11 protein-coding genes are annotated in these 15,011 nt (G+C 55.9%); 7 read left to right on the forward strand and 4 right to left on the reverse strand.

Annotated elements, in window-relative coordinates:
- Positions 1-157: 157 nt before the first annotated feature.
- Genes IEX40_RS10805 through IEX40_RS10820 form a run of 4 tightly spaced genes read left to right on the forward strand, consistent with a single transcriptional unit; the run spans position 158 to position 6,052 of the window.
- A complete protein-coding gene (locus tag IEX40_RS10805) occupies positions 158-1,969 on the forward strand; it encodes a dipeptide ABC transporter ATP-binding protein (RefSeq protein ID WP_229680707.1) in 1,812 nt (603 codons plus the stop codon).
- The gene (locus IEX40_RS10810; RefSeq protein WP_188748107.1) at positions 1,966-3,894 is read left to right on the forward strand and encodes an ABC transporter substrate-binding protein; all 1,929 of its coding nucleotides are present in this window, start codon (positions 1,966-1,968) and stop codon (positions 3,892-3,894) included. Before IEX40_RS10805 ends, IEX40_RS10810 begins: the two co-directional genes overlap by 4 nt.
- A complete protein-coding gene (locus IEX40_RS10815; RefSeq protein WP_188748109.1) occupies positions 3,894-4,892 on the forward strand; it encodes an ABC transporter permease in 999 nt (332 codons plus the stop codon). Before IEX40_RS10810 ends, IEX40_RS10815 begins: the two co-directional genes overlap by 1 nt.
- Complete coding sequence (locus IEX40_RS10820) at positions 4,889-6,052, forward strand: ABC transporter permease (RefSeq protein ID WP_188748111.1); 1,164 nt, start codon at positions 4,889-4,891, stop codon at positions 6,050-6,052. Before IEX40_RS10815 ends, IEX40_RS10820 begins: the two co-directional genes overlap by 4 nt.
- A gap of 11 nt (positions 6,053-6,063) precedes the next feature.
- On the opposite strand, the gene IEX40_RS10825 is transcribed toward IEX40_RS10820, so the two are convergent.
- Complete coding sequence (locus tag IEX40_RS10825; RefSeq protein ID WP_188748113.1) at positions 6,064-8,694, reverse strand: ABC transporter transmembrane domain-containing protein; 2,631 nt, start codon at positions 8,692-8,694, stop codon at positions 6,064-6,066.
- Between the two features lie 182 nt (positions 8,695-8,876).
- On the opposite strand from IEX40_RS10825, the gene IEX40_RS10830 reads away from it, so the two are divergent.
- From IEX40_RS10830 to IEX40_RS10840, 3 genes are read left to right on the forward strand one after another with little or no spacing between them, the layout of a single operon-like run.
- Complete coding sequence (locus IEX40_RS10830; protein WP_229680708.1) at positions 8,877-10,049, forward strand: glycosyltransferase family 4 protein; 1,173 nt, start codon at positions 8,877-8,879, stop codon at positions 10,047-10,049.
- On the forward strand, positions 10,046-11,197 hold the full coding sequence (locus IEX40_RS10835) for a glycosyltransferase family 4 protein (RefSeq protein ID WP_188748117.1): 1,152 nt from the start codon (positions 10,046-10,048) through the stop codon (positions 11,195-11,197). The genes IEX40_RS10830 and IEX40_RS10835 overlap by 4 nt, the downstream gene beginning before the upstream one ends.
- Entirely contained in the window at positions 11,194-11,808 is a 615-nt protein-coding gene (locus IEX40_RS10840) for a histidine phosphatase family protein (protein WP_188748119.1), read from the forward strand. The genes IEX40_RS10835 and IEX40_RS10840 overlap by 4 nt, the downstream gene beginning before the upstream one ends.
- On the opposite strand, the gene IEX40_RS10845 is transcribed toward IEX40_RS10840, so the two are convergent.
- The 3 genes from IEX40_RS10845 to IEX40_RS10855 are packed head-to-tail and all read right to left on the reverse strand — an operon-like array spanning position 11,805 to position 14,921.
- Complete coding sequence (locus IEX40_RS10845; RefSeq protein ID WP_188748121.1) at positions 11,805-12,566, reverse strand: polysaccharide deacetylase family protein; 762 nt, start codon at positions 12,564-12,566, stop codon at positions 11,805-11,807. The two genes, IEX40_RS10840 and IEX40_RS10845, sit on opposite strands and share 4 nt — an antisense overlap.
- Positions 12,559-13,716: a glycosyltransferase family protein gene (locus IEX40_RS10850; protein ID WP_188748123.1), complete on the reverse strand. Its 1,158-nt coding sequence runs from the start codon at positions 13,714-13,716 to the stop codon at positions 12,559-12,561. The genes IEX40_RS10845 and IEX40_RS10850 overlap by 8 nt, the downstream gene beginning before the upstream one ends.
- Positions 13,713-14,921, reverse strand: a complete 1,209-nt coding sequence (locus IEX40_RS10855) for a glycosyltransferase family protein (protein WP_188748125.1) — start codon at positions 14,919-14,921, stop codon at positions 13,713-13,715. Before IEX40_RS10855 ends, IEX40_RS10850 begins: the two co-directional genes overlap by 4 nt.
- Positions 14,922-15,011 lie beyond the last annotated feature (90 nt).

A 15,011-nucleotide genomic window follows, 5' to 3' on the forward strand; every position in this document is an offset into this window, starting at 1 on the left:
TTCTATTATGCTGAGGAAAGGAATCGTTATGCCTATCCATTAAGCTGCAAACAGCACGAAGAACAATAATGCAGTTCAAGCAGGGGAGCGTACGGCCATTAAACCTTTACTTGACATAAAAGAGCTTGCGGTCGAGTTCAGTCTGCATGGAACTGTCGTGCCTGCTGTGAAAGGGGTCTCTTTTACCCTCTGGCCAGGACGGACTTTGGCCCTGGTCGGCGAATCCGGTTCCGGCAAAACGGTCACCGCCCAAGCGATCCTGGGGATCCTGCCTGCCAACGCGAAAATCACCAGCGGGCAGATACTCTTTACACCGCCTAAGCGCGATACGATCGATATCGCCAGCCTGAACCCAGATAGCGCCGCCATGCGTGATATCCGCGGCGATCAGATTTCGATCATTTTTCAGGAGCCCATGGTGTCGCTCTCCCCCATGCACACCATCGGCAACCAGATATCCGAAGCGATACGCTTGCACCGCAACATTCCCAAAGCGGAAGAGAAAGCGCTTACCATCGAGATGCTGGAGCTGGTTGGTTTCGCCAAACCCAACCTCGCCTATGATGCGTATCCCTTTGAGTTGTCAGGCGGATTGCGTCAACGCGCAATGATCGCGATGGCACTTATCTGCCATCCGGCATTACTGATTGCAGATGAGCCGACCACGGCGCTGGATGTTACCGTCCAGGCACAGATTCTCCATCTGATCAAATCACTGCAGTCAAAATTGGAGATGGCGGTGTTGCTGATCACCCACGATCTGGGCGTAGTGGCTAACATGGCGGACGATGTAGTGGTCATGTATCACGGCGAAGTGATGGAGAGCGGCCCCATCGATACACTGTTCCGCTCCCCCCAGCACCCGTACCTCAAGGCGCTGTTCAGTGCTGTGCCCCATTTCGATATGAAAGCCGGGGAACGTCTCAAGCCGATACGGGAGATCGCCCATGAAACGCGTCCATTCACACATGGATTGACTGCGAAAACCGATGCCCAGCGATTGGCCGCGCCGCATCTGAGTATCCAGAACCTGGATAAGAGTTTCGTGTCGCGTAAGCAAAGTTGGTTCGGCGGATCGCCCCAACAGACCATTCAGGCGGTACACGACCTGAGCCTCGATATCGCGGTGGGTGAATCGTTCGGTCTGGTGGGCGAAAGCGGTTGTGGTAAAACGACGCTCAGCAAGTTGTTGATGGGCGCCGTCAAGCCCGATTCGGGCTCTATCATCTATAACGCCCACGGCGAGCTGGTTGATATGTCGACGCTGCAGGGCGAACCCCTGCGCCGCTTCCGACGACGTATCGGCATGGTGTTCCAGGATCCGCATGGCGCATTGAACCCGCGCATGACCATTCTAAATATCCTGCGAGAGCCACTGATCATCCATAACTTTGGCGATGAAGCCAGTCAGCGCAAAAGGGCCGAAGACCTGCTGGCGCTAGTCGGTTTGAGCGCCCGCTTCCTCAACCGGTACCCGCACAGTCTATCCGGTGGCCAGCGTCAGCGCGTCAGCATCGCACGAGCCCTGGCGCTGGAGCCCGAACTGCTGATCCTCGACGAGCCGGTTTCCGCACTGGATGTATCCGTGCAGGCCCAGGTACTGAATCTGTTGAAAGACCTGCAGCGGGAGCTGGGGATGACCTACATATTCATCTCACACAATATTGCCGTCGTCGATTACATTGCGGACCATATCGGCGTGATGTGCAGGGGTCGGCTGGTAGAGGTCGGTCGACGCGAGCAGATTCTGCGCCAGCCGGAACACCCCTATACCCAGGCCCTGATGGCAGCCATCCCCTACCCGGATCTGGAACGGCCACTCGATTTCAAACAGATTATCGAAAGCAACTACAGCGAACCGCAGAAATGGCCCTCCCCCTATGGCCATCGCCCCGATCAACACACCGACTGGCATCCGGTCGCTGATGGGCATCTGGTGAGGGTCGCAGCAACGGGGAGCCAATCATGAAAAGCCTGATTCTGGCGTTGCTGCTGGTAACCTGCACGGTTGATGCAAGCGAACTACCGCAGTTGCATGAGACACCGGCGCTGGAGCAACAGGTACAAGCGGGCCAAATAGAGTCGATTGCACAGCGGCTGCCCGATACCCCCTATGTTGATACCCTGGCAGAGAAGCAGGCGGAGATCGACCTGGGCAGACAGGGAGGATCGATCCGTTTGCTGATGGGCAAAGCTAAAGATGTCCGAATGCTGGTCGTCTACGGTTACGCGCGCCTGATCGGTTTCAATGACCAGATGGAGCTGGAAGCGGATATTCTTGAATCGTTCGACGTAGTGGACAACCGGCAGTTCACTTTTCATCTACGGCCGGGGCATCGCTGGTCGGATGGCGCCCCCTTTACCAGCGACGACTTCCGTTACTTTTGGGAAGATGTGGCAATGAATGACGAACTGTCGCCTTTCGGTCCGCCACCCGCCATGGTCGTCGACGGCCAGCCACCGACATTCGAGGTACTCGACAAATACACGGTGCGCTACACCTGGCAGAGCCCCAACCCTGAATTTCTACTGGCGCTGGCGGGCCCCAGCCCGCTGTATATCTATCAACCGGCTCACTACCTGAAACAGTTTCACGCTCGCTACGCCGATCCGGACCGACTGGCACAGCTGATTGCAGAAGCCGATATCAAGAAAAAAAAATGGACCGGCCTGCACCAACGGCAAGATCATCAGTATAAATTCGATAACCCGGACATGCCGACACTGCAACCCTGGGTTCCGACCACCCCGCTCCCTTCCGAGCACTTCGTATTCAAGCGCAACCCCTATTACCACCGAATCGACAGTACGGGACATCAACTCCCCTACCTGGACGAGGTCGTGATCAATATCTCCAGCAGCAAGCTGATTCCGGCTAAAACCGGTGCCGGAGAGAGCGATCTGCAGGGGCGCTATCTTGAAATGAGTAACTACACCTTCCTGCGCGAAGGCGCTGAACGCAGTAAATTAGATGTTCGGCTCTGGAGCAGCTCACGCGGGTCCCGAGTAGCGATCTACCCCAACTTGAACGCCAACGACGATACCTGGCGCCCGCTAATGCGGGATGTTCGCTTCAGGCGGGCACTCTCTCTAGCGATCAACCGGCATGAGATCAACGAGGTGATCTATTTCGGCCTTGCGCTGGAGGGTGCCAACACGCTGATACCCGCATCGCCTCTGTACAAGCCGGAATACCGCAACGCCTGGAGCCGTTTCGATCTGAAGACAGCCAACCAGCTGCTGGATGAACTGGGGTTACATAAGCGCGATGCGCGCGGCATAAGGCTGCTGCCGGACGGGAGACCAGCGGAGATCATCATTCAGAGTGCCGGCGAGAGTACCGAAGAAACAGACGTGTTGGAGCTGATCCATGACAGTTGGATGGAGGCCGGCATCAAACTTCATGTCAAACCCACCGAGCGCGAAATTTTCCGCAACCGAGTTTTCGCCGGGGACGCCCTGATGTCGGTCTGGTTCGGCCTGGAGAACGGCCTCGCCACTGCCGATATGACCCCGGCGGAACTGGCCCCGACCTCACAACAACAACTGCAGTGGCCCAAATGGGGCAAGCATTACGAAACCGGACAGGATGAGCCGCCCCAACTGCCCGAAGCTCAGCATTTACTCGAGCTTTATCAGCAATGGCGTCACGCCAGCGCAACAGAGGAACGACGCCGAATCTGGGGCGAAATGCTCCAGATCCACGCGGATCAGGTGTATAGCATCGGCACAGTCACCGAGGTCAAGCAGCCTATCGTCGTCAACGCTCAACTGCACAATGTGCCCAAAACAGCGCTCTGGAACTGGGAACCCAATGCATTTTTCGGACGTTTCCGACCCGACCGTTTTTGGCGTGAAGCAGATGGCTCAAACGCGATAGCGGGAGGTCAATAATGGCGCACTATATCGGCCGACGCCTATTACTGATGATTCCGACGCTGATCGTGATCAGCTTCATCATTTTTGTCATCATTCAGCTGCCACCCGGGGACTACCTGGAAAGCTACGTCGCGGAACTGGAGAGTCAGGGCGAGTCCGTCGACCCAGCTCAGATCGCTGCCTTGCGCGAACAATACGGGCTCGACGAGCCGTTTCTGGTCCAGTACCTGACCTGGAGCACCGGCATGCTGCATGGCGACTTCGGTTACTCTTTTGAGTACGGGCTGCCGGTAACCGATGTGGTCGGTGACCGTCTGTTCCTGACCGTCACCGTATCGCTGTTCACCATACTGTTCACCTGGCTGATCGCGTTCCCGATCGGGATGTATACGGCAACCCATCAATATAGTTGGGGCGATTACGGCCTGACACTGCTTGGTTTTCTTGGGCTGGCCACGCCTAACTTCCTGTTGGCGCTGGTGATGCTTTACTTCGCCAACGTCACCTTCGGCACCTCGATCGGCGGTCTGATGGATCCAGAGTACCTGGATGCCGAGTGGAGCTGGGGTAAACTCACCTCGATACTTGAACATCTATGGATCCCGGTGATTGTAATCGGTACCTCGGGTACCGCAGCGATGATTCGCCGTCTGCGCGCAAACCTGCTGGATGAGCTGCATAAGCCCTATGTGGTAACAGGCCGTGCGAAAGGGGTTCCGCCGTTCCGGTTATTGGTTAAATACCCGCTACGGGTATCGCTCAATTTCTTCATCGCCGATATTGGCAGCATGCTGCCCAGTATCATCTCCGGTGCAGAGATCGTCGCGGTGGTGTTATCGTTGCCGACAACGGGACCGATCCTGATCGCTGCCTTGCAGAGCCAGGATATGTACCTGGCGGGTTCATTCCTGATGTTCCTCGCATTGTTGACGGTGATCGGTGTTCTGGTTTCCGATATCGCGTTAGCGCTGCTTGATCCCCGTATCCGCCTGGAGGGAGTACGTGCATCATGAAGGCACATCAGAGCAGCGAACATTTCGTATCGGACAAGCCTTTCGATCCCTACAGCATCGAGAAGATCACGCCCGAACAGGAGCGGCTCTATTTCGCGTCTCAGTGGCGTCTGATGTGGTGGGCTTTCAAGCGCCACCGGCTAGCGCTTTTCTGCGGTGTGCTGTTGGTCCTGATGTACTTGTCGATCCTGATTGCCGAGTTTCTGGCCCCCTACGCACTAAAAACCCGCCACACCGATTATATCTACTCGCCACCGCAGCCGATTCATCTGTTCCATGACGGGGAGTTCATCGGCCCCTTCGTCTACGGCTGGGACTATGAGCTGGATATGGACAGGTTGCTGCGCAACTACTCAGAGGATAGTGACAGAGTCTACCCACTCTCCTTCTTCTGCCACGGTGACCCTTACGAGTTCTGGGGTATCTGGAAAACCGACCGGCATCTGGTATGTGCCCCCGAAGGCTCAGTCCTCTTCGTTCTGGGTACCGACCGGCTGGGGCGGGACATGCTATCGCGGATCATCTACGGTGCGCGAATCTCTTTGACCATCGGACTTTTGGGGATCATGGTCAGCTTCGTGCTCGGTATCACGCTGGGTGGATTTGCCGGCTACTATGGCGGCTGGATCGACTCGACAGTACAACGCATCACGGAGGTGATCCGTTCCTTTCCTGAGCTACCGCTGTGGATGGCATTGTCGGCGATACTCCCTGTGACCTGGAGCCCGCTATGGGTGTTTTTCGGCATTACGCTAATTCTCGCACTGCTCGACTGGACCGGGCTGGCGCGAGCCGTGCGCTCCAAGCTGCTGGCACTGAGAGAGGAGGATTACTGTATGGCTGCAGAGTTGATGGGCGCTCCGCCGACCCGGATCATTCGCCGCCACCTGCTGCCGGGTATACTCAGCCACTTGATCGCGTCGGCTACGCTGTCTATTCCGGCGATGATCCTCGGTGAAACCGCACTCAGCTTCCTGGGCCTGGGCTTACGACCTCCCATTACCAGCTGGGGCGTATTGCTGAATGAAGCGCAGAATATCAATGTGGTCGCCATCTATCCCTGGCTGATGCTGCCGGTCATCCCGGTTATCATCATCATTCTGGCGTTTAACTTCTTTGGCGATGGTTTAAGAGACGCCGCCGACCCCTACAAGCATTGACGGCTGGTGCATCAATCGTTGAGCAACTGCTTGAAGAGTTCGCTGCCGCTTTCCAGCTCAGTAAAGCTACCCTGCTCTACAAGCTGTCCGTGCTCCAGCAACAGCACCCGATCGCAATACTGGGCCAGTTTTGGCTTGCTGCTGATCAATACCAGTCCACTTCCGGACAGGCTCTGTTTGAGGTTACTGATAACCCTGAACTCAGTAGCGGAATCCAGGTTTGAAGTGGCGTCGTTAACGATTACAACATCCGGCTTGCGCACCAGCGCGCGAGCGAACGCCAGTTTCTGGCGCTGTGCAATCGACAGCCGCCGCCCTCCGGTTCCTACGTTATAGTCCAGTCCTGTCTCGCGTATCAATCGCTCCAGCCCGACCCGACCCAACTCCTCATGGATCAGCCCCGATATCTTTTCATGGCCACGAATCACACCGTATACCATGCGCCCGAACAGCATATTTTCCAGCAGTGTCAGACCGGAGTTAAACTCCTCCTTGTTGAAGTACTCTATGTCGAGAGGCCGCTTCCCATCCTCCATGCCGTATCGATCGGCAAACGCTTTACGCGCCCTCAGAATACGTTGTTTTAAGCCAGCATCGATCAGGCCCAGGCGGTGACGCGCCGGGCACAGCTGGTAGGTCAAGGACAGCAACCTTCGGCAGATCTCCGGATTCTCGCTATCGAGTTCATCCGGATTCGTCTCCTTCAGCAGTGTGCGGTAATCCGGCAGATCCTCCGGATGGATAAAGCTGAAACGTTCAAACAGGTCGCTTTTCTCGTCCACGTCGGAGAAAAGTTCGACCATGATCTCCGCAAGACGACGCCCTATCAGCAAAAAGTCATGCAGCAATCCCTGCTCACGCAGAAATGCGATCGCGACGGGATTGGTTGTCGCGTCATCGATAGAGAGCCCCGGCGACCTGGAACCAAACAGCATGTTCTCATGTACCGTAAGGTTGTCGTTGTAACGGTCCCAATCAAAGGGCTCGACCAGTCCGCTGTATAGCTCCTCTTCCAGACGCATATGGATCGTTTTGCGAATGGCAAGAACCCCCTCTTTCAGCGCACTACTGGGCGCTCTTACCGTCATGTTCAAACCGAACTGAAACAGCTCCTCAAGCAGATCCATCTGTTCGATAACATGATGAAGGTGGTCGGCCAGTTCATCCTCGTCGCGCAACCCCAAGCGACCAAGGTCGATCCAGTGACCGCTTGGATCATCGCAACTATTACCCGCTTCACGCGCCATTCGAATATAGCGCTCCCGCTGAGATTCGTCGTCCATGCCCAGATAGCGTCTGCGCAGCGGATATATCAGGTTATCGCGGATCGATCCGGCAAACAGATGAACATCCTGGCTAACGTAGCCTATATGCTCACCGATCGCTGACTCCGGCAACGTTCGCATATCGGCTCCGGCGAACAGCAGATTACCCGCCGTCGGCAACTCCAAGCGCGCCAGCAACTGGCCAGTTTCATGAATGCCGCTACTGCCTCTTCCCACGATTGCCGTATGTTCATTCAGTGGTATCGTAAAACTGAGATGGTCCAGTTTTCGCTGCCCCAGGCTGGCATCATAGCTAAGTCGGCGGGCTTCCCAACTGCCATGTTCCAAGTCGAGCGCCAACACCGGCCCCTGCTGCAGCTCCGGGTCAATCATGTCTGGCAGATCAAACTGTTCCACGATCTGCTCATACTTTATACGCGCGTCCTCTTTGGTCTGGTAATAGCGAAGCAACTCCTTCCAGGGTGCATCGAGATCCTTGTAGGCTGCCAGAACTGCGACCAACGCCCCCAGGGAGAGGTTTCCCTTCAGCACGAAGTAACCGCCGATCAGATAGAAGAAAAACGGAGTAACTTGAGCAATGAAGTTGTTCAGAAACTTGATAAAAAACTTCTTCTTGTAGATCTGCAGGCGAATTTCAAAGATCACTCCCAGGCGACTGCTGATCTCCGCCTTTTCGTAGTGCGACGTATCATTTACATGCACCTCGTTGATGCCGGAAATTGTATCGCCAATCCGCTCCCCCAATTTACGGGCAGCCAGTACACGCTGCTTACCCAGCTGATTCACCCGACGCTGCAGTTTGGGTATCAGATAAAGTTGAAATGGATAGAGCGCTACCGCAGCCGCGCCAAGCAGGGGATCCTGGTTGAAAATAAAGAACAGGTAGGTCACCAACAGTCCGCCCTGGAAGGCAGGCAACGCATAAGCCTCGCCGACGAAGCCGCCCAGGGGTTCCGTCTCGGCAATAATGATCGGGATCAGCTCACCTTGAGAGACGCTTTCGAAGCGCTTGGAACGAAAACGCAGCAGACGTTCGAACAGATGGTAGCGCAGGCGTCTTAATGTGCGTTCACCGACTACACCACGGTAAACATTCAGTACGTATTTGAGCGCTCCGTTAAGCAGCACCAGACCGAGAAAGATAAAGCAGAGTAGAACGAGGTAATCCAGCTGGTCGATCTGGTAGCCGAACACCTCCCGGGGCGGATTTGCTCCACCGATGGCATCGTTAACTATACGTTTGGGGACTTCGAGCGTCGCATAGACAAAAGGGAAGGAGATCAGCGTAAGCAGCAGGATAAGGACCTGGTCCTTAAGTGTATAACGCAGAATGAATCTGAATATCGAAGAATCCATCCCACCTTCCCTTGATCCAATAGGTAATCGCCGACTTGGTTCCCCTGACCCATAATATCACTATATCATCTGTGCCGCCGTTCACTAGGATACAATCGATGATAGCGTTAGTTTTAAAGGGATACCCCCGACTGTCGGAGACATTTATAGCTCAGGAGATACTTGCTCTGGAGCGCCGGGGGATGAAGTTGTTAATCGTATCCCTGCGACACCCCACAGACAGCAAGCGCCACCCTATCCACGCCGAGATCAAATCGCCGGTGCTTTACCTGCCCGAGTATCTGCACCAGGAGCCTTGGCGGGTGTTAAAAGGTCTTATTGCCGCAATCCGGCAGCCGGGTTTTGGCCGCGCATTCAAATCCTGGTGGCGCGACCTGATGCGCGACTTTACCACTAATCGCATACGACGTTTCGGACAAGCGCTGGTGCTCGCCCGCGAGCTACCGGCGGAGACCTCCGGACTCTACACCCACTTTATCCATACACCAGGCTCTGTAGGGCGCTATTGCAGCTTGATTACAGGGCTCGACTGGGTCGGTTCAGCACACGCAAAGGATATCTGGACCCTATCCGATTGGGAACTAAGCGAAAAGCTGGCCGATATCGGTTGGTTGGTAACCTGTACACACGCCAACCGGGACTATCTGGCCCAGCTTTCGCCCGATCCAAAGCGAGTCGAGCTGGTCTATCACGGTATTGACTTCAACCGTTTCCCCGCACCCGAGAGAACAGACGAGTTGGATCGAGATGGAGTCGCGCGCGAGGTCCGGCTGATCTCCGTCGGTCGCGCTGTCGATAAAAAAGGATATGACCTGTTGCTGGCCGCTCTGGCACGTCTGCCCAGTCATCTCAAGTGGTCGTTTACCCATATAGGTGGAGGCCCCCTGCTGGCGCAGCTCAAGGCACAGGCCACAGCCCTGGGGCTGAGCGAACGCATAGTCTGGATGGGAGCTCTGGCACAGGCACAGGTACTGGAACATTATCGCCGGAGTGACCTGTTTGTACTTCCTTGCAGGATAAGCGAGGATGGCGACAGGGATGGTTTACCCAACGTGTTGATGGAAGCGCAAAGCCAGGCGCTCTGCTGCTTGGCAACCAACGTATCGGGTATTCCCGAACTGATCATCGATGGTGAGTCCGGCGTCTTGGTGGAGCAAAACGACATCTCAGCGCTAAGCAGGGAGCTAGAGCGACTCGTGCGCGATCCACTACAACGCCAGCAGATGGGGCAAGCGGGGTATGAGCGCGTGCGCAGCCAGTTTTCGTTTGAGCACGGAATTGATCTTCTGATAGAAAAATTCGAGGAGAGGGATCTGTTTCGACAACCAGCGTTAGCATCACCGGAATCCACATGACGCCTCACCCCAGGCTGGCCTTTTACGCGCCCCTCAAGCCACCAACCCATAGCAACCCCTCCGGCGATCGCCTGATCGCAAACCGACTAATGCAGACACTGCGGCTTGCGGGCTTCAGTGTCGAACTTGCCTCTATTTTTCGCAGCTATGATCGTACCGGCGATAAGGCCCGCCAAGCTCGCCTTAAGCGACTGGGGGAGCGTATTGCCGATCGTCTGATCCGGCACTATCGCCGTGTGCCACCCGATCAGAAGCCTAACGTCTGGTTTACATATCACCTGTACCATAAGGCGCCGGACTGGATCGGCCCAAAAGTGAGCGATGCCCTGTCGATCCCCTATATTGTTGCCGAAGCATCTTATGCGGCAAAACAATTGAATGGCCCTTGGTCACTGGGACTAGCAGCGACGGTAGAGGCATTGCAACGTGCCGACCTGATTCTAAGCCTCAACCCGGCAGATCGGGAGGGCGTGATGCAGATCGTGTCCGAGGCCAAAATGGCCTACCTTGCCCCTTACCTGGACCTGAGCCCTTTCAGCACCGAGCCAGCGGAGCCGCGTATCACATTGGCACAACGCTATAGTCTGAACCCTGAGCGGGTATGGCTGATCAGCGTTGCGATGATGCGCCCAGGTGACAAAGCCGCTTCCTATCGTCTGCTGGCACAGAGCCTGCGGCGGTGCAAATCGACTAACTGGGAGCTGATTGTGGTCGGATCAGGCAAGGCCGAAGTAGAGGTGCGTCAGGCGTTTTCTGGGATCGAGCGGATACACTTTGTAGGCAAACAGGATCAGCACACACTGATTCCGCTACTACAGGCGGCAGACCTGATGGTGTGGCCCGCTGTTAATGAAGCTTTCGGCATGGCCTTTCTGGAAGCCCAGGCCGCCGGCTCCTGGGTTATTGCCGGTAATGAAGGCGGCGTGAGCAGCCTCGTCATAGCGGACACCAGCGGTACATTAATACCGCCGCGAGACCCGGAAGCGATGGCCAGGGCGATAGATGCCCTGACCGCTGATCCTAATCACCTTCGCACGCTTGGCAAGCGCGCTCAGCGCTGGTGTGCTGCCCATCACAGTGAGACGCAGGCTGTTACCACCCTGAGTACGTTACTGACACCGTTATTACGTACGGGATCATCGGCATGAAAACAGAACGCGCGGGGCAGGCTGCCGAACTGGATCTATTTGTCCTCCGACATGCTGCAACAGAGTGGAACGCGCAAAAACGTTTCCAGGGGCGGCGTGATATTCCGCTGAGCGAGGAGGGCCGAATAAGCCTGCAAGGAAAACGCTTACCAAGCGAATTTAGGTCAATCCCCTGGTTCGTCAGCCCTCTGCAACGGGCCCAACAAACAGCCCAAGAGCTGGGTATTACGGAATATATCACCCCAGCGGCATTGATCGAGATGGACTGGGGCGACTGGGAGGGTGAGCGACTGCCCGATCTGCGTAAACAGCTGGGCAGTTCGATGCAAGATCAGGAAAGCCGGGGACTGGACCTTCAACCTCCGGGAGGGGAATCTCCCCGCCAGGTCCGTCAACGTGTGCTGCAGTGGCTAGCCGATACGCCTTTCACTACTGCCCAGGCGGGCATCATCTCCCACAAGGGGGTTATCCGTGCGATGTTAAGCGCAGCGCTTGACTGGGAAATGCGCGATAAGTGCCCGCTCAAGGTAAGATGGGACGAGGCACTTAGGTTCAGGTGGTCGGACGGCAGGTTAACGCTGGTGGATTACAATATCCCCTTGAGCGATTAATCAGTACCTGCAGAAAACAACGAGGCTGCCGGACACCAGAGAGCTCCCTGCTCTCGACTGATCTCAAACAACCGTGCAAGGAAGGCCCAAACCTGCTCATCATGCACCAGGTGGTGAGTCATAATACCCGTTGCCTCCCGAGGATCCGCCTTCGCCTCTCGCCTCATCCGTAGATGAGTAACCAGCTGAGCAAGCGCCTGTTGCTCACCGACGAACCGTCGACCAGCGCGCCAGTTGATCAGATCGACATGCACATTCACCTGCTCTAGACCAAGAGCGCTCCCACCACGCGGCCCCAAGGTTGATAGTCCGATGAAACCCGCTCTGGGCAGTAACTCGACCAGCTCGACGCAGAGCCTGTTCCAAGGCGGCACCAGAACGGGACAAAAACGCTCTGTAAACATCTGCGTCAGAATGCCCTGCCCCAACTCCAATTCGGCTCTGATCTCTGAAAGTGGTCGATCCAGACCCAGCTCACATTTACGCTCTCCGACCGGAGCATGATTCTCATGGGAATAGCCGTGCTGCAACACGGTCAACAGCGGATTCATACCCACTAACTCAACCAGGCTTGAATCGCTCCCTTTGGGTATTGAGGCCAACGCCAGGGGCACGCCATGGGCTTGGCTCAAAGCCGCAAGGCGCCGCAGTTCAGGCGAATCTTTCCGGGCATCGTCATCTCGCCACCAAAGCGTCGGCATTACCCCGGCATCGCACCAACACTGAAGTTCAGCTTTCAGTTCGGACCAATCAGCCATGCGTGCTTTCCCAGCGTTGCAGCAACAGCTCCGCGCTTCGACGCGCGCCGTCAACATCGATCGACAACTCGGCAGGTTGCAGTTCAATTGCGTCATTCACCGCAGCGGCCAGCGTTTGCGCACAAAGCTCGGACTCTCTCACCACCACACAGTGCCCGAGCGCTGCAAGCCGGACAGATCGCTCAAGCTGCTCTGTTTCGCCCTCCCCTTCGAATGGCACCACGACGGAGCGGGCATTTGCCGTCAACAGATCCATCATCGTGTTGTATCCACCTTGGGAGATAGAAAGCCTGCAGTTCGCGAGAAGCTGCGGAAAATCCGGCCGCAATGGTTCAATTATTACACCGTCGGACGCCAGCTGTTGTAATGCGTCGCGTCGCGAGCCTGGCAGATTCGGCCCAACAAGAAATCGCCAGGTTGCGTTCGCCAACACCGTTGCCGTGCGCCCTCGCAATGCAGACTCCATTAATTTGAAGCCCACAGCCCCGCCTCCGGCCGAAACCAAGACCTCCCCCTTACCGAGAGACTCGGAACCCACCTCCTGTTTCGATTCGGTTACGTAACCGGTATACAGCAGCCGATCTTCAATTTTATCAGCCTCAGGAAAACTGCTACCGAAAGGTACGAATTGCCGGTCGCCATGCACCAATACGGCATCAAAATAACGCTCGATAAGTGAGACAGCTTCCGCAACACGTTCGGGGCGACGCCCCTGCACAATATCCCGCACTGAACAGGCAATAAGCGGACGAGGTTCGCTGGTCATCGCACGCTCGAGCAACGGCAACAACTCCCAACGCAGCTGTCGGCGGCCAAAAGGATAACTTTCGATTACCAGAATATCCGGCCGCTCGGCTTCAAAAACCGACAGCAACATCTGGGTTCGCTGCTGTTTGAACAGCTGATCCGGCTCCCGACCGGCACTGTCAACCAGACCGCTGAAACTTTCATCCCTTGCACGTAGGGATGGCAACTGCACAACCCTGGCACCCGTGAAGCGGAACTGGGGAACCGACTCCCCACCCATCACAACCGTCACCCTTATACCGGCCGACACCCATCCCTGAACCAGCAGCGCAGCTCGTTTGATATGGCCTATCCCGAGCAGATGCTGAACGTAGAATAGCAGTCTGGGATTTGATCCCGTCATGCGTTGTTATCCTCTTCCCCAAGCCCGATTAGATCGGCGACCTGGTCGCGCACAGTGTCCAGCCCGCCGAGGAAATGAGGTGTCAGTCTTGAAGAGGGTTTAGGCTTCAGATGAAGTGTCTTAAGTGCCTCCGACAAAAGACGATCCAACTCCTTTTCCGATAGATCGATAGCGGTTACCAAGCCAAGTTCCTGTGCCTTAAGGGCACGCAGCCACTGCTCTTGACGCGGCTCCTTGCGCGGTAGCAAGAGTGCAGGCTTATCGAAGGACAATATCTCGCAGAAGGTGTTATATCCCGCCATGGCGACCACCGCTTCGGCCCGTTGCATTAACGCCTCCATGCAGTTATCGAACATGATCATGCGCACGTTACTGTGCACAGCTGCCCTTTTTTGAAAATTGTCCTGTACATCCTTGGGCATGAACGGTCCGAGCACGATCAGTACATCCAGAGGCAGATCCAAACACTGTTCATAGGCTCTCAAAACAGCATCAACCATCGCGATGCCGTCACCTCCCCCGCCCGGCGTAACCAGGATGTAAGGCTCCTTCAGTTGCTGCAAGATCTGTGAGCTATAGGTCTCCGGCAGTGAACGACGCAGGTATCCGGTGTACACCACCCTGTCACCGACCTCCTCACTTCCTGCTACGCCATCCAACGGGTTACCCATGCTGGGATCACCGTACACCCAAACCTGGCGATAATATGTCTTGATCGCCTCTATCGCCCGCTTCTCTTCCCACTCCACTCTCAGCAGGTGCGGTGCGTCCAATACGTCGCGCACACCCAACACCATCGGCACACCTTTCTGCTTGAGCATACTCAGGGTCGGCTCGATCTCCCCCTTCAGCCCCAAGGGCTCTTTGTCGACGATGAACAGGTCCGGATCGAACAACTCCGCCGTGTGGCGAATGATTGACTCGCGCAGCGCCAGCGTCTGGCTCAAGTCTTGCAATAAGCTTAATGAGGTGTACTGTCCGTTGTGCAGCTTAATCACACCGGGGATTCGAACGAAGTCGACCCGAGCCTTGAAGCTGAAGCTCCCGATTATGGGGGATCCTGTCAGGATAAGTACCGAAACAGACTTGTAGCGATCGACGATCGCATGGGCAAGTGCGCGACAACGGCGCAGATGCCCCAAACCAAAGGTGTCATGACTGTACATCAAGATGCGACGGGGCATATTTTTATCGACTTCCAACATAAACCTTCCTTGCCCCCTCAGTAGCGCGATAGTCCGCGTAATGTCGCATAGAGATGACCTCGTTCAAAGCTTATCGAACACAAGTTTGGA

Source organism: Marinobacterium zhoushanense (genome assembly GCF_014641945.1).
GTDB classification, from domain to species: Bacteria; Pseudomonadota; Gammaproteobacteria; order Pseudomonadales; family Balneatricaceae; genus Marinobacterium_D; species Marinobacterium_D zhoushanense.